The sequence below is a fragment of the Leeuwenhoekiella sp. W20_SRS_FM14 genome (genome assembly GCF_052119605.1).
Lineage (GTDB): Bacteria > Bacteroidota > Bacteroidia > Flavobacteriales > Flavobacteriaceae > Leeuwenhoekiella.
The window spans coordinates 109,287-130,434 of record NZ_JBGQOK010000005.1 but is presented as its reverse complement, the minus strand read 5'-3'; the positions used below and the strand labels follow the sequence as shown (position 1 = coordinate 130,434).

The 21,148-nt window shown below is 38.9% G+C and carries 14 protein-coding genes; 13 read left to right on the top strand and 1 reads right to left on the bottom strand.

Annotated elements, in window-relative coordinates; all coding sequences use genetic code 11:
* Window positions 1–16 precede the first annotated feature (16 nt).
* From ACEN25_RS10330 to ACEN25_RS10275, 12 genes are all read left to right on the top strand, one after another.
* On the top strand, window positions 17–2,251 hold the full coding sequence (locus tag ACEN25_RS10330) for a GH92 family glycosyl hydrolase (protein WP_441802848.1): 2,235 nt from the start codon (window positions 17–19) through the stop codon (window positions 2,249–2,251).
* A gap of 208 nt (window positions 2,252–2,459) precedes the next feature.
* The gene (gene nagB, locus ACEN25_RS10325; RefSeq protein WP_441802847.1) at window positions 2,460–4,391 is read left to right on the top strand and encodes a glucosamine-6-phosphate deaminase; all 1,932 of its coding nucleotides are present in this window, start codon (window positions 2,460–2,462) and stop codon (window positions 4,389–4,391) included.
* Between the two features lie 71 nt (window positions 4,392–4,462).
* Window positions 4,463–6,283, top strand: coding sequence for a sodium:solute symporter family protein (locus ACEN25_RS10320; protein WP_441802846.1), 1,821 nt, complete (start codon window positions 4,463–4,465; stop codon window positions 6,281–6,283).
* Between the two features lie 161 nt (window positions 6,284–6,444).
* Window positions 6,445–6,975, top strand: a complete 531-nt coding sequence (locus ACEN25_RS10315) for a hypothetical protein (RefSeq protein ID WP_441802845.1) — start codon at window positions 6,445–6,447, stop codon at window positions 6,973–6,975.
* 154 nt (window positions 6,976–7,129) lie between these two features.
* The gene (locus ACEN25_RS10310) at window positions 7,130–7,531 is read left to right on the top strand and encodes a hypothetical protein (protein WP_441802844.1); all 402 of its coding nucleotides are present in this window, start codon (window positions 7,130–7,132) and stop codon (window positions 7,529–7,531) included.
* A gap of 228 nt (window positions 7,532–7,759) precedes the next feature.
* Window positions 7,760–10,168: a glycoside hydrolase family 3 N-terminal domain-containing protein gene (locus ACEN25_RS10305; protein ID WP_441802843.1), complete on the top strand. Its 2,409-nt coding sequence runs from the start codon at window positions 7,760–7,762 to the stop codon at window positions 10,166–10,168.
* A gap of 6 nt (window positions 10,169–10,174) precedes the next feature.
* On the top strand, window positions 10,175–11,623 hold the full coding sequence (locus tag ACEN25_RS10300) for an alpha-L-fucosidase (RefSeq protein ID WP_441802842.1): 1,449 nt from the start codon (window positions 10,175–10,177) through the stop codon (window positions 11,621–11,623).
* A gap of 36 nt (window positions 11,624–11,659) precedes the next feature.
* Window positions 11,660–13,117: an alpha-L-fucosidase gene (locus tag ACEN25_RS10295; protein ID WP_441802841.1), complete on the top strand. Its 1,458-nt coding sequence runs from the start codon at window positions 11,660–11,662 to the stop codon at window positions 13,115–13,117.
* Window positions 13,118–13,142: 25 nt separating this feature from the next.
* A complete protein-coding gene (locus tag ACEN25_RS10290; RefSeq protein WP_441802840.1) occupies window positions 13,143–14,996 on the top strand; it encodes a beta-galactosidase in 1,854 nt (617 codons plus the stop codon).
* Between the two features lie 3 nt (window positions 14,997–14,999).
* Window positions 15,000–16,877, top strand: coding sequence for a beta-N-acetylhexosaminidase (locus tag ACEN25_RS10285; protein ID WP_441802839.1), 1,878 nt, complete (start codon window positions 15,000–15,002; stop codon window positions 16,875–16,877).
* Window positions 16,878–16,896: 19 nt separating this feature from the next.
* Complete coding sequence (locus tag ACEN25_RS10280) at window positions 16,897–17,532, top strand: copper homeostasis protein CutC (RefSeq protein ID WP_441802838.1); 636 nt, start codon at window positions 16,897–16,899, stop codon at window positions 17,530–17,532.
* Between the two features lie 17 nt (window positions 17,533–17,549).
* Complete coding sequence (locus ACEN25_RS10275) at window positions 17,550–18,599, top strand: sialidase family protein (RefSeq protein ID WP_441802837.1); 1,050 nt, start codon at window positions 17,550–17,552, stop codon at window positions 18,597–18,599.
* Here ACEN25_RS10275 and ACEN25_RS10270 read toward each other — a convergent pair.
* On the bottom strand, window positions 18,596–19,348 hold the full coding sequence (locus ACEN25_RS10270; protein ID WP_028376553.1) for a DeoR/GlpR family DNA-binding transcription regulator: 753 nt from the start codon (window positions 19,346–19,348) through the stop codon (window positions 18,596–18,598). The two genes, ACEN25_RS10275 and ACEN25_RS10270, sit on opposite strands and share 4 nt — an antisense overlap.
* A gap of 202 nt (window positions 19,349–19,550) precedes the next feature.
* On the opposite strand from ACEN25_RS10270, the gene ACEN25_RS10265 reads away from it, so the two are divergent.
* Entirely contained in the window at window positions 19,551–21,146 is a 1,596-nt protein-coding gene (locus ACEN25_RS10265; protein WP_441802836.1) for a glycerol-3-phosphate dehydrogenase/oxidase, read from the top strand.
* Window positions 21,147–21,148 lie beyond the last annotated feature (2 nt).

The window sequence follows — 21,148 nt, the reverse complement described above, 5'->3', positions numbered from 1 at the left end:
TTACCAGAATATAGTTATGATAGTAAGTAAAAAAACAGTTCTTCTTATTGGTTTATTCAGTGTTTTTTTTGCGAATGCGCAAAAAGCAGATTATACCCAATATGTAAATCCATTTATAGGGACTTCTAATTTTGGAGCTACAAATCCCGGAGCAATTGCACCACGCGGTATGGCAAGTGTTTCCCCTTTTAACGTAGCAGGAAAACAAAATACATTAGAAAAAGACAGCCGCTGGTTGTCTAATCCGTATGTGAGTGAGAACACGTTTTTAACGGGGTTTAGCCACGTAAATATGAGCGGTGTAGGCTGCCCAGATTTAGGTGTGATTTTAAGTATGCCTACCACAGGCGCGCTCGAAACCAATTATTTAAAATACGGAACAACCTATAAAAATGAAGTTGCAAAACCCGGTTATTATGGGGTAGAACTTGATAAATATGCTATTAAAACAGAGTTGACTGCTAGTACGCGTGTAGGTGTGAGTCGCTATAGTTTCCCCGCAGGGAAATCTAATATTCTGCTCAATTTAGGGTTAGGTCTTACTAACGAACACGGGGCAATGCTTAAAATTAATTCGGCTAATGAAGTAGAAGGCTATCGTATGGTAGGTTCATTTTGCTATAACAATGCAGAGGGTGCCTATCCTGTTTATTTTGTCGCGCGCCTTTCTACCGAAGCAAAAGATTATGGTATTTGGGATAAACCCGAAAAATACAAAGGCGTAGAGGCCGAGTGGATGACGTACAATGGCAAGACCCGCATTAAAGAAAAGTTTATGCGAGAGGTCGTGGGAGATAGCATAGGAGCTTATTTTAGTTATGATTTTGAAGCGCCTACACAAGTGGTTATGAAGGTAGGTGTCTCGTATGTGAGTATTGATAATGCGCGTGATAATCTGGATGCCGAAGTAGGTGATGCTACTTTTGATGAGGTGTATAAAAAAACGCAAAAAGACTGGAATGATAAATTAAATGTGGTTGAAGTTACCGGCGACAACACCGATGATAAAACTATTTTCTATACGGCTTTGTATCATACGCAGGTTGCTCCCAGTATCTTAAATGATAGTAATGGGGAGTACCCCGCGATGAAAACCCGTGCTGTAAAGCATACAGATGGCACGCGGTATACCGTGTTTTCGCTTTGGGATACGTATCGCAACTATCATCAATTAATGAGTTTGTTATATCCACAAGAGCAATTAGATATGGTGAATTCAATGCTCGATATTTATGATCAGAATGAATGGTTGCCTAAGTGGGAGCTCAATGCTACCGAAACTTTTACGATGGTGGGCGATCCTGCTGCTGTAGTTCTTGCAGATACCTATTTACGAGGCATTAAAGATTTTGATATCAATAAGGCTTACGAGGCTATGCTAAAAAGTGCAGATACTCGTGAGAATAATCCGTTGCGTCCCGGTCTGGGCGAGTATATAGATAATGGGTATGTAAGTGTAGATTCGCATATAAAAGGCCCTGTTTCTACCACTCAAGAATACAATATAGCCGATTTTGCGATTGCGCAATTAGCAGAAGCTTTGAGTGAAAAAGAGGATGCTAAGCGCTTTAAAAAACGATCACTTTCTTATAAAAAATTATACAATAAAGAGAGCCGTTTTTTACAACCTAAAATGCTTGATGGTAGCTGGTATACACCTTTTGATCCATTAGCCGGAGCAAATTTTACAGAAAATCCGGGTTTTATAGAAGGCAATGCGTGGCAGTATTTATTTATGCAACCGCACGATATTAACGGAATGATTAAGTTAATGGGTGGTGCAAAAGCTTTTGAAGAAAAACTGGATGCCGTTTTTAGTGAACAACAATTTGATATGGCAAATGAACCCGATATTGCTTATCCGTTTTTATACAATTACCTGCCTGGTAAGTCGCACAAGACACGAGAGAAAGTTGCTTCGTTAATAGATACCTATTTCACCAATAAGCCGGCAGGATTACCGGGTAATGAAGATACCGGTACAATGAGTGCCTGGTTAATTTATGCAATGATGGGATTTTATCCTATGACGCCTGCAGATCCTATGTACACCCTGTCTGAACCCCAATTTGAGACTATTACAATTCACCTAAACTCAGATTTTTATTCTGAAAAATTATTGTTGATTGAAAGGAAAAGTGATGCAACAACAGATAAGGATGCAAATTTTAAAATTGATGGTAAGCCTTTAAAAGACAATTTGATCTCTCATAAAAATTGGGTGAAGGCAGGCCACGTAATTTTTGAATAAATACTGTCGTAAATACACGAAATAAATTTTAAATAACCCAAATGTTATTTAGACCTTTAGAATCGTTGTCTATCGAATCTTTTTTGAAAATATTAAGATAAATTAGAATTTCATATCAGAAAATTAAAAGTCTTCTTTTAGAATGAAAGAGGTTTTTAAAACAGTTATTGAATATTAGTTTTTAGCAGAACTATTTAGCAGAATCATTATGGAAACAAGCGTTAAGAATTCGACACTTATAAATTATGAACCGGCGGGTAAATTTGAAGAGACCCGTTTTGAAAAAATCCACAACATCAGTTTTTCGCGATCTGGTGAAGCTTCGGTTATCGTAGCACACGAGATTGCAGATTTAATTCGTAGTAAAGCAGCTGCGGGAGCACAGTGTGTGTTAGGTTTAGCAACCGGTTCATCGCCTATTAATGTATATGCTGAGTTGGTGCGTATGCATAAGGAAGAGGGTTTGAGCTTTAAAAACGTAGTAACTTTCAATCTTGATGAATACTGGCCTATGGATAAGTCTGATGTACAGAGTTACCATTATTTTATGCACGAGCATTTATTCAATCATATAGACATTCCTGCAGAAAATGTAAATATCCCTGATGGCACAATTGCTCAGGAAGCGATTAAACCCTATTGCATTGGTTATGAAGCTAAAATAAAAGCCGCTGGTGGATTAGATTTTCAACTTTTGGGAATAGGTAGAACGGGTCACGTAGGTTTTAATGAGCCGGGTTCGCATTTTAATTCGGGTACCCGAATGATTACTTTAGATTATTTAACCCGTGCAGATGCTGCAGGTTCATTTAGAGGCATTTCTAATGTTCCTAAAAAAGCCATCACGATGGGAATCAATACGGTGCTGAATGCGAACCGTATTGTGCTCTTAGGTTGGGGACAAAATAAAGCAGAGATTTTAAAAGAAACTATAGAAGGAGAAATCTCTTCTACGGTTCCTGCAACGTACTTGCAGGAACACGATAACACCACGTTTGTACTGGACGACGCCGCAGCTTCAGAACTTACCCGAGTAAAAACACCGTGGCTGGTAGGTACCTGTGATTGGACTAAAGAACTCACAGCAAAGGCTGTTTTTTGGCTTTGCCAAAAGACAAACAAAACAATATTAAGCCTTACCGATAAAGATTACAACGACCATGGTATGTCAGACTTACTGGCATTACAGGGCTCTGCATACAACCTGAACATAGAAATGTTCAATAAGTTGCAACATACGATTACCGGCTGGCCGGGAGGTAAACCGGGAGCAGACGATACTAACCGTCCTGAGCGTGCTACCCCAGCCAAAAAACGAATAATAATTTTTAGTCCGCATCCTGATGATGATGTGATTTCTATGGGAGGCACATTTGACCGTCTGGTAGAACAGGGACACGAAGTGCATATCGCTTATCAAACCAGTGGAAATATTGCCGTTAGCGATACCGAAGCTTTGAAGTTTGCTGAAGTAGCCGCACAATTGGGTAATAACGATTGTGAGCGTTTCAGTAAAATTGCAGAGCAAATTAAAAACAAGCAGCGTAATGAAGTAGATCCTCTAGAAGTACGCCAGTTAAAAGGCTTAATCAGGCGTTGTGAATCTCTGGGAGCTACACGATTTGAAGGCGTTCCTGACGAGCAGGTGCATTTTTTAAACCTTCCATTTTACGAGACAGGAAGCATTAAGAAAAACCCGATGTCCCAGCAGGATGTTGCTGTGGTAAACGAGCTTATTTCTACAGTAAAACCGCATCAGATTTATGCTGCGGGCGATCTTGCCGATCCTCACGGAACGCATAAAGTATGTCTTGATATTATTTTTGAATCCCTCGAGCAGCTCAAAAAAGAAGCGTATATGAGCGATTGCTGGGTGTGGTTGTACCGCGGTGCGTGGCACGAGTTTGAAATGCACGAGATTGAAATGGCCGTACCTATGAGCCCAGACCAGGTGCTTAAAAAACGACAGGCGATATTTTACCACCAGTCTCAAAAAGACGGAGTAATGTTTCAGGGAGAAGATTTACGCGAATTTTGGGTACGTGCAGAAGACCGAAACAAAGAAACGGCTCAGAAATACAGAGATTTAGGACTGGCACAATATGCCGCGATGGAAGCTTTTATGCGCTATCATTTCTAAAAAGAATACTGAAAATAGCATCAGTTAAAGAATCTAAAATAGTAATAACAATACCAATAATAATAGATAGTATGGTAGCTCTAGAAACGCTTGATTATGCCATTATCATCAGCTTTTTTGCAATCACTTTAATCATAGGATTACTGGTCGCAAAAAAATCAGGTAAGAGCTCTTCAGAATATTTTTTATCGGGTAGAAATATGCCGTGGTGGTTACTGGGAATCTCGATGGTAGCCACAACCTTTTCTACAGATACGCCTAACCTGGTTACCGATATTGTACGTAATCAGGGAGTAAGTGGTAACTGGGTGTGGTGGGCTTTCCTAATCACTGGTTTGCTTACCGTGTTTGTGTATGCTAAACTGTGGCGTAAATCTGGGGTAAATACAGATATTGAATTTTACGAATTGCGTTATGGTGGCAAACCGGCCAAGTTTTTACGCGGCTTTAGGGCGATATACTTAGGTGTTATTTTTAATGTTTTGGCGATGAGTGCTGTGACTTTGGCGGCGATAAAAATCGGTCAAATTATGTTGGGGTTGAGCCCGTTAGAAACCATAGGCTATGCAGGATTGGTAACGGTTATTTTTAGTACCATTGGCGGATTTAAAGGAGTGGTCTACACCGATTTTATTCTCTTTTTCGCCGCTATGGCAGGAGGTATAGGAGCAGCGTATTACTGTGTAAATCTACCAGAAGTTGGCGGTATGAGCGGACTGATGACACATCCTGAAGTAATAGATAAACTAGCTATTCTGCCAGACTTTAGTGATACGAGTTTAGTGGTTACCTTACTTATTATTCCGCTTGCGGTACAGTGGTGGAGCGCGTGGTATCCCGGGGCAGAACCCGGCGGCGGTGGGTATATCGCTCAGCGTATGCTGGCTGCAAAAGATGAAAATCACGCAATAGGCGCTACCTTTTTCTTCAATGCGTTGCATTATGCATTACGCCCGTGGCCGTGGATTTTAGTAGCCTTAGCTTCTCTAGTTGTATATCCTGATATTGCTAGTATTCACGAGGCATTTCCCAACATTGTGGAAAGTAAACTGGGAGATGATTTAGCCTATTCGGCGATGCTAACTAAGTTACCAACCGGTCTTTTAGGTTTGGTAATGGCTTCGTTAATTGCAGCTTATATGTCTACCATATCAACGCATTTAAACTGGGGATCATCCTACGTGGTAAACGATTTTTATGCCCGCTATGTTAAGAAAGAAGCCTCTCAAAAAGAACTGGTAAATGTAGGACGAATTTCTACCGTAATGTTGATGGTAGTGAGTTCGGCACTGGCACTGGTGCTTACTAACGCGTATCAGTTATTCAATTTAATTTTGATGTTTGGTGCAGGTACCGGACTTATATTTATCCTGCGTTGGTTCTGGTGGAGAATCAATGCGTGGAGCGAAATCTCGGCAATGTTTTCTTCCGGAGTAATTTCAATCTTATTTAATTTTAGTCCGTTAGGCTTGTTGTTATTTGGTACTACCCAGGAAGATGGGATGCTTCCTAACTGGTCAACCTATCCATTAATTGTATTGTTAACGACCGTAGTGTGGGTTGCAGTTACTTTTTTAACTAAACCCGAAAAAGATAAAACCTTATTTGATTTCTACAAACAAACGCAACCCGGCGGACCGGGCTGGCAGCGCATCATACAACGTGCTGGTAAAGAAGGAAATAGTTTAATTACCAATACCCAAAAGTGGTCTGTACCAGCAGGAATACTAGCCACTTTAGTAGGTTGTATTACTATATATGGTGCCTTGTTTAGCACCGGATACTGGATTTACGAGTACTTTACTCAAGCTACGATCTTAACAGCACTCACGCTTATTTCAACCTTAGTTCTGGTAAAACTATGGAAGCGCATAAAAACGCGAGTTTTTTGAGTTTTTTTTAAATTTGTTTCTGGTTATAAAGCGTTCGAAAGAGCGCTTTTTTTATTTTCTAGATCTTGACTGTGGTGGTTATCTTTTGAAACATCAATTAATTTAACGCAACTAAAAGCAGTTTGCTACATCTACAAGATGCAATCAAAAATCAAACAGTTATGAAACCCTATTATTATTTAATCGTTTTTCTGGCATTCAACACGACGTTAATTTCGTGTGCTTCTGACGATGATTTAAATTTTAATAGTGAATATGAGACCAGCTTTAAGAGTTGGTTGACTTTTAAAAATGAGTCTGCTAACACCTATAAATATGTAGTAGGTGGAGGCTCGGTTTTTACAGATTACTCCTGGGAAACTACAATTACAGTTACAAATGGGATGGTCACTCAGCGTGATTTTGCCTATGTGGGTGGTAGTCCCAATACGATTCCCGAAGATCAGAAACAGTGGTCTGAAACTGAAAGTACGTTAAATACACACGAAGATACACCGGCAGCTGCTACGTTAACTTTAGATGAAATTTATACTAAAGCGGTTCAAAAATGGCTCGTGAAGCAAAAAGGCTTTACCTCGTATTTTGAAGCCAAGAATAATGGCTTAATTTCTTTAGCGGGTTATGTTGAAGATAACTGTGCAGATGATTGTTTTATAGAAGTTCGAATTATAAGTATTACTGCTCCGGATTAAATTTGAAGTTTCAGCAGAAGGTTTAAATTTTAGATGTCGTAATTATTTCTGAGTTATACATTCCCTTGTATTTAAGTTCTACCCATTCTGGCTTTAAATAGCGTAATTTACTAAACCTGTATTTTAAGGTTTCTAAATTTTTTACAACGCAACGATGACTATTAAACAAGCTGTTATTTCTAAGGGTTTTATCGCAGGCGGACTAATGAATATGTCTGTATTGGTATTTTCAAAATTCTTTTCAAACCCCGTCATTACTGAATACGATCCTGTAGTCATGTCAAATTTTGGGTTGTTGATGATTGTAATTTGGGGACTGGCATATATTTCGGTGAACAGAAGCTATCAACATGTAAAATGGCTTGTGGGTGTTTTTGTTATTGAAAAACTGATTTATGGTGTCATCTGGATTAACTGGTTGCTCAATCATAATCTTTCCGAAGTTTATAAGAGAGACACGTTAGCGGGGCTGTTTTTCTCGATGTATGGTGTAAATGACTGGCTGTTTTTTGGTTTCTTTCTGGTGGTTTTTATACGTTTAATGCGGAAAAATTAAAAATTTAATTAGTCATTCGTAAACACATCTTAAGTTAGCTGTCTATTAGACAATTCTTTTCAAAAATCATTTTAATTCTTCAAGTCACTAAGCTACGCTCTGTAGTTATTCAGCGATTATTTTTCAATAAACTGAAGTAATCTGTTAGCTTTAAAGGATGTATTGTAATAACTCAGATATAAAGTGTGAGTTATTAGCAGTTTTTTTCAGAAAACATTACAAAATTCTATGCATTCTATTTATTTGAAGAGGTTGATTGCCGCTGTTACTGTGCTTGTTGCAGTGGCACAACTTTCTGCTCAGGATAAAATCCCGGCAAACGCCGACTATAAAAACTCTAAACTAGCTGTAGAACAACGGGTCTCTGATTTAGTTAATCGTATGACGATTGAAGAAAAAGTGGGACAATTAACCACGCTTTTAGGCTGGAAAATGTACACAAAAACGGGTGATAAGGTAAAAGCTAGTCAGGAACTTAAAGACGCCATTCAAAATCAAAAAATAGGAGCTTTATGGGGTGTTTTGCGTGCAGATCCCTGGACGCAAAAAACACTGGTAACCGGACTAAATCCAGAACTTGCTGCAAGGGCAACCAATGCAATTCAAAAAGTAGCTGTAGAAGAAAGCCGTTTAGGTATCCCCTTATTTTTAGCTGAGGAAGCCATGCACGGTCATATGGCGATAGGCACAACCGAGTTTCCGAGTGCGATTGCTCAGGCGAGTACTTTTAACCCGGGATTGAATGAAAAAATGGGAGTTGCTGTTGCTCAAGAGCTACGCGCTCAAGGTGCACACATTGGTTATGGTCCTATACTAGATTTAGCACGTGAACCCAGATGGTCGCGGGTAGAAGAGACTTTTGGAGAAGACCCTTATTTGATTGCTCAAATGGGATTGGGGGTGATAAGAGGTTTTCAGGGTGATGGTATAAATGATTCAGAAAAAGTAATATCGACCTTAAAGCATTTTGCTGCTTATGGAGTTTCCGAAGGTGGGCATAATGGTGGCGCGGTACATATTGGGCAGCGGGAGTTGATGCAAGATTATATGTATCCGTTTAAAAAAGCAATTGAAGCCGGAGTGATTTCGGTGATGACAGCATACAGCTCGATAGACGGGATTCCCAGTACTTCACATAAAGGCTTATTGACTGATTTGCTCAGGAATCAATGGGGTTTCACAGGTTTTGTAGTTTCTGACCTGGGAAGTATTGAAGGTATAAAAAATGACCATCACGCAGCAGCGACTTTAGAAGATGCAGCAGCCTTAGCAATGAATGCCGGAGTAGATGTAGATCTGGGCGGGAACGGATTTGATGATGCTTTGCTTACAGCTTATAAGGACGGAAAAGTAACTGAAACCCGACTGGATGAGGCCGTAAAAAATGTGCTTCGGTTGAAGTTTAAAATGGGACTTTTTGAGAATCCTTATGTGGATTTAAAGAAGCCTAAGAAGGTTGTTCGCAATGCAGCTCATATAGCTATCGCAAAACAGATGGCACTAGAAGGCGTTACGCTTTTGAAGAATGAAGGCGATTTACTTCCGCTTTCCAAAGAAATTAAACGCATTGCTGTGATTGGTCCCAACGCAGATGCGATGTATAACCAGTTGGGTGATTACACAGCTCCTCAAGATCCCGAGTATATTATTACTCCGCTAGAAGGCATACGTGCAAAAATGCCTGATGCTACAATCACTTACGTAAAAGGGACAGCGATACGCGACACCACTCAAACCGACATTCCTGCAGCTGTTACGGCAGCACAAAATGCAGAGGTTGCTATTGTAGTTTTAGGGGGTTCTAGTGCACGTGATTTTAAAACCGAATATCTGGAAACAGGTGCAGCTACTGTAGCATCAAAAGAGGATGAACTGCTTAGCGATATGGAAAGTGGCGAAGGTTTCGATCGTTCTACTTTAGATTTAATGGGAAAACAACTCGAGTTACTAAAAGCTGTAGAAGCAACAGGAACTCCTACAATATTAGTGTTGATTACCGGCAGACCTCTTTTAATAAATTGGCCTGCCAAAAATATTCCGGCGATTATAGAAACCTGGTATCCCGGTTCTCAGGGAGGCCACGCGCTGGCAGATGTTTTATTTGGTGATTATAACCCGGCGGGTCGCCTGCCAGTTTCGATTCCTCGTTCTGTAGGTCAAACGCCGGTTTATTACAACCATTGGTGGCCCAGGCGCCGTGACTATGTAGAAGAATCTTCAAAACCTTTATATGCTTTTGGGCACGGGTTAAGCTATACTACTTATGAATATTCCACTTTAAAAATTTCGCAAAGCGGAACTGATGAATCTACACAAATAGAAGTGCAGGTAACTGTAAAAAATACAGGTGAATTTGCCGGCGATGAAGTTGTTCAATTGTACCTGAGAGACGAGGTGAGCAGTGTGGTAACACCCGTAAAACAACTGCGGGGTTTTGAGCGTATTCATTTAGCGTCAGGCGAAAGCAAAACAGTAAATTTTGTACTTACGCCCGAAGAGTTGGCGTTGTACAATGCTGAAATGAAACACGTGGCAGAAGCCGGAAGTTTTGAAGTGCAAATAGGCGCTTCCTCTCAAGATATTAGACTTAAAGACAGTTTTAAGCTTACGGAAACTATACTATTAAAATCTAAATAAAATTTTATGTGCATCCTTTCATATCCTAAATATTTTTATTGTTTAGCCGCACTAGCAGGTTCCCTAGCCTGCAGTGGAGGCTTATTCGCTCAGGGAGGTAATTTACATGAACGCTCTGAAGTTTATGAGGCGCCAGTAGATCCACAAGTGAAAGCCAAGCTGGAAAACTGGGGGAATCAAAAGTTCGGAATGCTGATACATTGGGGAGTTTATGCGGTTCCCGGAATTATAGAATCCTGGCAAATTTGCTCTGAGCCGTGGCTTGAGCGACCGGAAGGCATGGCGTATAACGACTACAAAAAGTGGTATTGGAATTTGAGTTCGGTGTTTAATCCGGTGAATTTTGATCCCGATAGCTGGGCAGATGCCGCAGCAGGAGCCGGGATGAAATATGTGGTTTTTACAACTAAGCATCATGACGGTTTTAATATGTTTGATACGCAGCAAACCGATTATAAAATTACAAACGGACCCTTTAAAAACCACCCTAAAGCCAATGTGGCTAAGTATGTTTTTGAATCGTTTAGAAAGAAAGATTTTATGATAGGTGCTTATTTCTCAAAGCCCGACTGGCACAATCAGGATTTCTGGTGGGATAAATATGCTACTCCAGATCGTAATGTGAATTATGACATTCGTAAATATCCTGAAAAATGGAAAGCCTATCAAGACTTTACCTTTAATCAGATTAGCGAATTGATGCACGATTACGGGCAGATCGATATTTTGTGGTTAGACGGCGGCTGGGTGCGTCCTAAAGAGACCGTAAATGACGAAGTGCGAGCCTGGGGAGCGCCAATCCCAGAGTGGGATCAGGAAGTAAATATGCCGCGTATTGCGGAGATGGCCCGTGAGGCCCAACCGGGAATTATTTTTGCAGACCGCACCGTTCACGGTCCTTATGAAAATTACCAGACACCAGAGCGTAAAATTCCGGATACGAAACTGGATAACCCGTGGGAAACCTGTATGACCTTAGGAAACAACTGGGGTTATGTACCCAATGATGATTTTAAAACTTCAACCAAAGTGATTCACAGTCTGGTAGAAGTGGTTGCTAAAGGCGGAAATATGTTGCTGGGTGTTGGTCCACAACCTGATGGCTTATTACCTCCAGATGCATTGCCCATTCTTGCGGAAATAGGAGACTGGCTTGATGCAAACAGTACTGCAATCTATAATACTCATGCAATTGACACTTATCAGGATGGGGATACGTATTTTACGGCTAATGATAAAGAGACATTTGCAATTACCTTAATTGCAGAAGGCAGTGATGCTCCTAAAAGTGTATCATGGAAAGGAAATTTACCCAAGAAAGGTAGTGTTCTGAAATTAGTTAGCAGCGGTAAAAATTTAAAATACACTATAAAGGGAGATGTTGTAACGGTTTCTATTCCTTCGGAAATAGGAAAGGATGCTAAAGCGGCACTGGCATTTTCATTTAAAAAATAAAGTATATTGGTTTTTCATTTAAAATTATTTTAAAATATGAATCGTATTATTACCCTCTTAGTTTTAAGTACCCTTTTAATTCTGTCCTCATGTAATAATCAGGAGGAACCAGTAATGGCCCCTGAGCCTTTTGGCCCACTGCCGTCAAAAGAACAATTGGCATGGCATCAAATGGAAATGAATGCGTTTATTCATTTTACGATCAATACGTTTACCGATAAAGAATGGGGTTACGGAGATGAGTCTCCAGAACTTTTTAACCCTACAGAATTAGATACAGACCAGTGGTTTTCTACCTTAAAAGATGCGGGTTTTAAGGGTGCGATTTTAACTGCAAAACACCATGACGGGTTTGCTTTATGGCCTTCTAAATATACCGAGCACGATATTGCTGCGAGTCCTTACAAAGATGGAAAGGGTAATCTGGTAAAAGATGTGTCTGAGTCTGCTCAAAAATACGGATTGCAATTTGGTGTGTATTTATCACCCTGGGATCGTAACCGTGCAGATTATGGTGATTCTTCATATATAACGTATTATCGCAATCAATTGAGAGAATTGTTTACAGAAAACGGGCCAGTTTTTGAAATGTGGTTTGATGGAGCAAACGGAGGTGATGGGTATTACGGCGGTGCTAATGGAGAGCGTAAGATAGACCGTAAAACGTATTATGACTGGCCTACAACCTTAAAAGTAGTAGATTCTATGCAGCCTGCTGTATTATATTTTAGTGATGCAGGACCAGATTTACGTTGGGTAGGAAACGAACGTGGAATAGCAGGAGAAACGAACTGGAATACGATTAATACAGATTCAATTTATGCCGGTAAATCAGGGATCAATGATTTATTACAAACAGGTACTCAAGGAGGAGTTAACTGGATTCCTGCCGAAGTAGATACCTCAATTCGTCCAGGTTGGTTTTACCATGCTTCAGAAGATTCTTTAGTGCGCTCTCCAGAAAATCTATTTGAATTGTATTTGACTTCTGTGGGTCGCGGTTCTACCTTGTTATTAAATATTCCTCCAGATCGTCGTGGGTTGTTCCATGAGAATGATGTAGCAGCCTTAAAAGGCTTCCGTAGGATTTTAGACTCTGTTTTTGCAGAAAATCTTGCTAAAAAAGCAACAGCTATAGCAAGTACATCAAGAGGTAAGAGTGATACCTATGCAGCAAGTAATGTGCTTGATGCAGATAAAGATACCTACTGGGCGACAAACGATGGTGTTACCACTGGAAGCATAGAATTAACCTGGGATTCTTTACAAACTTTAAATTACTTGGTGCTTCAAGAGTATATTACTTTAGGGCAACGTGTAGCAGGTTTTACAGTTACTGTTTGGGAAAATGATAGCTGGAAACCTGTAGCAAATCAAACAACTATAGGGTACAAACGCATTTTAAAATTAAATGACATAGAAACTACAAAACTCAAAATAGAAATTACCGAGGCTTTAGCGTGCCCGTTAATTTCTAATGTGGAAGTATATTAAACGTAACATAAAAATAAAAATATTGATGTCTCAATTAAAAATTATTTTATTTCTCCTTCTTTTTCTAAACTTCAATTTTACTCACGCTCAAGATAATTCAGTTTTTAAAATTGAAAAAGGGGAATTTGTTTATAAAGGCAAACCAATACCTATTTATTCTGGTGAAATGCATTATGAGCGTATTCCTAAAGCATACTGGAGACATCGTATACAAATGCTTAAAGCAATGGGAATGAATACCATTGCTACCTATGTATTTTGGAATTACCATAACACCGCTCCCGGTATTTGGGATTTTAAATCGGGAAATAAAAATATCAATGAGTTTATTAAAATTGCTCAGGAAGAAGAAATGTTTGTAATTCTTCGTCCGGGGCCATATGCCTGTGGTGAGTGGGAATTTGGTGGTTATCCTTGGTTTCTGCAAAATATTGAAGGATTAAAAGTACGAGAAGATAACGAAGCTTTTTTAGAAGCCTGTCGAGAGTATATAAATAGGTTAGCAGAGGAAGTTGTTGATTTACAAATAAGTCATGGTGGAAATATTATTATGACTCAGGTTGAAAATGAATTTGGATCCTATGTGGCACAACGAGATGACATTTCTGCTGAAGCACATAAAATATATAAAACCAAGATTTTTGAGATGCTTAAAGATGCAGGCTTTGACGCTCCTTTTTTTACATCTGATGGGACCTGGCTTTTTGAAGATGGTGCAATTGAGGGGGTTTTACCTACTGCTAACGGAGAAGCAAATATTCAAAACTTAAAAAAAGCTGTAGATAAATATCACAATAATGAAGGCCCCTATATGGTTGCTGAGTTTTACCCGGGATGGTTGGATCACTGGGCAGAACCCTTTGTTACTATTGATGCCGAAAGTATCGCCAGGCAAACTGAAATTTATTTAAAAAATGGAATAAATTTTAATTTCTATATGGCTCATGGTGGAACTAATTTTGGGTTTACTGCGGGAGCAAACTATAATGAGGAGCATGATATTCAACCCGATATTACAAGTTATGATTATGATGCACCCATCTCTGAAGCTGGTCATGTAACTCCTAAGTATCTTGCAATACGTAAATTAATGCAACACTATGCTTCTTACGATATTCCAAATATTCCTGCGCAAATTCCTGTAATTGATATTTCAGAAATTAAATTATCTAGAACTGCAGATGCACTTAGCTTTATTAAAAAGCAAGCACCTGTTACTAGTGACAATCCAATGACTTTTGAAGAGTTAGGACAAGGTTATGGTTATGTATTGTATAAAAAGCGATTTACTCAACCTATAAACGGTACACTTAAAATTCCGGGACTGAGAGACTTCGCTGTAGTTTATGTGAATGGTAAAAAAGTGGGGACACTTAATAGAGTTTTCAACTCGTATGAGATGCCCATTAAAATCCCTTTTAATGGGAGCTTAGAAATTTTAGTAGAAAACTTAGGAAGAATTAATTACGGAGCAGCTATTGTAAATAATTTAAAAGGAATTATTGAGCCCATAACAATTAATGATTACGAAATTACCGGTAACTGGGAGATGTACAAAGCACCATTTGATAGTGAACCTGATGTTAAGGAAAATCAAGAGGTTGCAACCGGTCTTCCTGTAATTTACTCAGGAGATTTTAATCTTGATGTAATAGGCGACACTTTTTTAGATGTTAGTAAATTAGGAAAAGGTATTGTTTTTATCAATGGCCATAATTTAGGACGCTTTTGGGAAGTGGGTCCACAACAGACCTTGTATGTGCCTGGCTGCTGGTTAAAGAATAAAAATACGATTACTGTATTTGAACAAATTCATGAAACTACGGTAGAGACACTTTCAGGTATGCAAACACCAGTTCTTCAATCATTAAAACTATAGATTATGAAAATAACTTTAAGTTTAAAATATGCAGCAATACTGGTTTTTGTTTTTTCGCTTTGCGGAAAAATTACAGCACAGGAAGAAGTACTATCTATAATTCCCATTCCTACCCAATATGAAGTCAAGGAAGGTAATTTTAAATTTGATGAAAAAACTATTTTTTATGTAGATACCACAAATGCCGAAGTTTATAAAGTAGCTGAAGGTTTACAGACAAAACTGCGAATGGTAAGCGGGATGATGATTCCTATTCAGCCACTTTCAGATTTTGATGAGCGTACATTATATGCAGTTGCCTTTCAACTAGATTCGCTGAGTGATTTAGGGAAAGAAGGGTACAAACTTGAAGTTAATACAAAACAAATCACGCTCAATGCAAAACAGCCTGCAGGTTTGTTTTATGGGGTACAGTCGCTAATACAACTCTTACCTCCCGAGATCGTAAAAAAAGAAATTATACGTGCTTTTGATTGGACTGTTCCTGCAGTGAGTATCACCGATGTTCCAAAATATGCCTGGCGGGGTTTACATTTAGATACCGGGCGCCACGTGAGTTCCATTGCATTTATTAAAGAATATCTTGATAATATGGCAATGCACAAGTTAAATACTTTTCATTGGCATTTAACCGAGGATCAGGGTTGGCGTTTAGAAATAAAGAAATATCCATTATTAACAGAAGTAGGTGCATTTCGTGATTCTACCCTTGTTGGTCATTACGGCACCGGTAAATATGATGGGAAGCGCTATGGCGGTTTTTACACTCAGGAAGAGGCTAAAGAAATCGTGGCATACGCTAAAAATTTATACATAACAGTTGTTCCGGAAATTGAGATGCCCGGGCACTCTACAGCTGCAGTGGCAGCATATCCTGAGTTGGGTGTAACCGGAAATAGGGTTAGGCCATCAACAACCTGGGGTGTTTTTCCTGATATTTTAAATGTCGAAAACAGCACCTTTAGTTTTATGGAAGATGTATTGACCGAGGTGATAGATATTTTCCCTTCAGAATATATTCATATAGGGGGTGACGAGGCCCCAAAAGATCAATGGGAGCAATCACCACGTGTGCAGTCTCAGATAGACTCGTTAGGTCTAAAAGATGCGCACGAGTTACAGAGTTATTTTATCACGCGGGTAGAGCAATTTTTAAATTCAAAAGGAAGGCAAATTATTGGCTGGGATGAGATTCTTGAAGGAGGTCTTGCTCCTAATGCTGCGGTTATGTCGTGGCGTGGTGAAGAGGGAGGTATCGCTGCTGCAAAAAGCGGGCATCATGTAGTGATGAGCCCGGGATCACATTTGTATTTTGATCATGCGCAGGGCGACCTTCAGCAAGAACCCTTAAATATAGGAGGTTATCTTCCGCTAGAAAAAGTATATTCTTATAAACCTACGCCAGAAGTTTTAACTGCTGAAGAAGGTCAATATATTATGGGGGCGCAGGCTAATTTATGGACAGAGTATTTGCCTACAGATGCCAGTCGCGAGTACATGGTTTTTCCTAGAATTAGCGCACTTTCTGAAGTGGTATGGAGTGGGGAGGAGCACAAGGACTGGGAGAGTTTTAAAAAGCGGTTACCTGAGCAATTACTGCGTTATGAATATCAGGGTATTAATTATGCAAAAACTATTTATAACATTGAAATAAACGCTAAATACGACAAAAAGCATAAGAACTTTAGTGTGAGTCTTCATAAACAATGGGATGGAGTTATCTACTTTACAGTTGACGGAAGCAACCCTACTGCTAAAAGTAAATTATATAGTATTCCCTTAAAATTAAAACCCGGAACAACTGTTAAAACTGGTCTTTTCAAGGATGGAAAATTACAGGGTGTTATCACTTCTGAAACGCTGGAAACTCCTAAAAGCTAAGAATTAAAAGAAAACCCCTATGTCTGTTAAGTATATAAAAGAAGCCTGTGTAGAAACTTTAGAACAAGCTGTAAAGGCTGAAGCTAAAGGAGCAGATCGGTTAGAGTTGTGCGCGTATCTCGCTTTTGGAGGGTTGACGCCTTCAACAGATTTGATCAAAGCAGTTGTGGCAGCGGTAGGTATTCCGGTTCGGGTAATGATACGACCACGCAATGGAGATTTCTTTTACAATGAAGATGAACTGGAACATATGAAAACCTGTATCCAACATTGTAAAGCCTTAAAAGTAGAAGGAGTGGTTTTTGGTGTGCTAAATGTTAATGCTACGCTCAATATAAATGCAATTAAAGAACTCACTGAAATTGCACAGCCCTTAAAAATAGTTATACACAAAGCTATTGATGAGACAATAAATCCTATAGAATCATTAAAAGAGTTACTCCATATAGAAGGCATCGACACGGTTTTAACTTCTGGCGGGAAATCTAATGCTTTTGATGGAGCAGAAAATTTAAAAGTTATGGTAGCCCTAGCAGATTCTAAAATTACGGTAATGCCTGCCGGTAAAATTTCTCAATTTAATTTAACTGAATTAGACCAGCTTTTAGGTGCAAAAGCTTATCACGGAAAGTTAATTGTAGGTGAACTCAACTAATATACTATAGCTTTTATATGTTTTTAAAATTCAAATTTCTTCTGGTTGCAAGTGTTCTCTTTTCAAGCTGTGCTGAAAAAAAATTACCTGAGGTTGAAGTTTTAGAAAACGCGTTTATCTATAATAAATCAGATTTTCCGCAATGTCATGCGTCAACATTAGTTGAAACCGAAGCGGGGACTATAATCGCTGCCTGGTTTGGTGGCGAGTATGAGCGTCACCCTAATGTAAGTATTTATCAAAGCATTAAATCAGATTCAGGATGGTCAACTCCATCAAAAATAGCAGAAGGAAAAACACCAATTGATACGATAAGTAATCCCACCTGGAATCCTGTTTTATTTAAAAATCAACAACAAGAATTGCTGTTATTTTATAAAGAAGGGCCATCACCATCAACCTGGTGGGGAATGCTGAAACGTTCTACAGATGATGGCAAAACATGGTCTGACGCAATACGTTTACCTGAGGGGATTTTAGGACCTATAAAAAACAAACCTATTCAATTAGATTCAGGTGTTATTGTGAGTCCGTCGAGTATAGAAAGTGAAGATGGAAACACCTGGAAATCTCACGTAGAATTATCTAGCGATCAAGGTAAAACCTGGCAAAGGGTTGCAATTCCATCTACAGATTCGGTTAAAGTAATTCAGCCTACACTAGTTCAGCTAAAAAACGGAACTCTAAAAGCGCTGTTGCGAAGTGATCAAAATTATATTTTAGAAAGTATAAGTACAGATGCAGGCAAAACCTGGTCTGTCGCAAAATCCGGTACAGTTTTAAACCCAAATAGCGGTATTGATGCTGTGACTTTAGATGGTGGTGGTTTTTTATTAGCTTATAATCCTGCAGAAGCTGGTACAGACTGGTCTGATGGACGTAATAAACTAAACCTTGCCTATAGTCCAGATGGAACTATTTGGGAAGATATTTTAAAGCTAGAAGATGAAGAAAAAGGCGAATTTAGTTATCCTGCAATCATTCAGGATTCAAAAGGTTTTATACACCTTACTTATACCCATAATCGCAGTAAGATAAAATATATGATGCTAAGGTTGAATAATTAAACCAGGGTTAGTTTAATCCCCATTTCTTGTATGCGGTCTGCAATAGCAGGAGAAAGATCTTTATCTGTAATAATTTCGCTAATATCATCTAGATTACAAATTTTTGCAAGACTGCGTTTCCCAAATTTAGAAGAGTCGGCTAGAATAATTGTTTTTTGAGCGGCATCCATCATTTTCTGATTGAGAATAGCTTCTTCAATATTTGTCGTAGTACACCCATAATCCAGATCAATCCCATCAACACCCATAAAAAATTGATTTGATGATATGTGATTTAAAATATGCTCTGCATAATGCCCGGTTACGGATGCAGACCGGTGTCTGATGTTTCCGCCCAGTTGAATAATGTCAATATCTTTATGCTTCAATAACTCAATTGCTACAAGTAGCGATGAGGTAATTACGTTGAGTTTTCCTTTAGGAACTATTGCTTTTCCTAGTTGTTGTACTGTGGTTCCGCTGGCAATTATAATAGAGTCATTTTCTTGTATACGCGCCGCTGCTGCTTCAGCAATCATAGATTTTTCGGTAGCAGAAATTGTAGCCTTTTCAGTAACATCGCGCTCGTTCATATACGGATTTTCTAAAGAAGCGCCGCCATGGGTTCTAAAAAGCAGACCTTTATCTTCAAGAAGTTTCAAATCTTTTCGAATGGTTACGGCAGAAACGTCAAGGCGTTCGCAAAGCGTAGCTACCTTAAGATGTTTTTCTCTTTTTAATTGTTCTAGAATTAATTGATGCCTTTCCATATATAATAAATGTTTGTAATGCTTTTCAAGAAAGAATATGGTAAAGATACACGATTACAAACACAGTGAAACAATTTCTTTTAGTTTCGTTTATATTCGTTTTTAGTATTTTTTATGTTTAAATCGAAACTTTAACTTTCGTTCACATTCGTTTTATTTCAATATATTTATCTTTGTTAAGATCAACACTAGTAAAACACAAATGGAGGAGAATATATTTAGCCGCAATCGCATAATTAATGATTTATCACTAACTAATAAGTGGGATGTAATCATCGTAGGTGGTGGCGCAACAGGTTTAGGTGTGGCTTTAGATAGTGTAACCCGCGGATACAAAACCCTATTGCTTGAGCAGGTAGATTATGCAAAGGGTACTTCAAGCCGAAGTACGAAGTTAGTACACGGTGGAGTGCGGTATCTCGCACAAGGTAATATAGACCTTGTTAAAGAAGCATTGCATGAGCGTGGATTGCTGGAGCAAAATGCACCGCATTTAGTAAAAAACCAAAGTTTTGTTATACCTAATTACCGCTGGTGGGAGGGTATTTATTATACTATAGGTTTAAAAGCTTATGATTTTCTAGCGGGTAAATTAAGTCTGGGAAAATCTACACATATTAATAAAACAAAAACGGTAGAACGTCTTTCAACCTTACGCCAGAAGGGATTGTACGGAGGTGTGGTTTACAAAGATGGTCAGTTTGATGATTCACGCCTGGCCATAAATCTGGCTCAAACGGCAATTGAGAAAGGAGCAACACTTTTAAATCATTTTAAAGTAACCGATTTAATACAGAATCCTTCAGGGAAAATAATTGGGGTTGAAGCGCAAGATGTTGAAACTAATAAGCACTATTCTTTTTCAAGTGACTTGGTTATTAACGCTACAGGCGTTTTTTCTGATGAAATTTTAAAAATGCAGAAAAGTGATGCCCGAAAATCTATAGTGCCAAGTCAGGGTGTACATTTAGTTTTTGACAAATCATTTCTACCGGGAGACGATGCAATAATGATTCCTAAAACAGATGATGGAAGGGTTTTATTTGCAGTGCCGTGGCACGATAAAGTACTTGTGGGTACTACAGATACAAATCTTGATGATCACAGCTTAGAGCCTCAGGCGCAAGAGCAGGAGATAGAATTTATACTGAAAACATTTAATAATTACCTCGATAAGCCTGTTAAGCGTTCTGATGTGCGTAGTATTTTTGCAGGTCTACGTCCGCTTGCTGCTCCTAAAGACAATTCAGAAAAGACTAAAGAAATATCAAGAAGTCACAAGATTATTGTGTCAGAATCAGGTTTACTAACGATCACCGGTGGAAAGTGGACAACCTATAGACGTATGGCTCAGGACACCATTAATAAGGCCATTGCACTTAAGAAACTTCCGAAGAAAGCCTGCCAGACTTCAAATCTCTCGATTCACGGTGCAATGCCTACTCAAGATCGCGAGAATCATTTATACATTTATGGTACAGATCAAAAAGGTATTGCAGCTTTAATTGCAGCAGATGCAAGCCTGGGTCAAAAGCTACATTCTAGATTGCCATTTTGTAAAGCTGAGGTAGTGTGGGCGGTGCGTAATGAAATGGCACGTACTGTAGAAGATGTGCTTGCAAGACGCGTAAGAGCTTTGTTTCTCGACGCAGAGGCTGCAAAAGAAATGACTGTAGAGGTTGCGACTTTAATTGCTGAAGAATTACATAAAGACGAGGCCTGGAAACAAGATCAAATAGAAACATTTACGAAACTGGCAAACCATTATTGTATAAGTAATAGTGCAGTTTCACAATAATA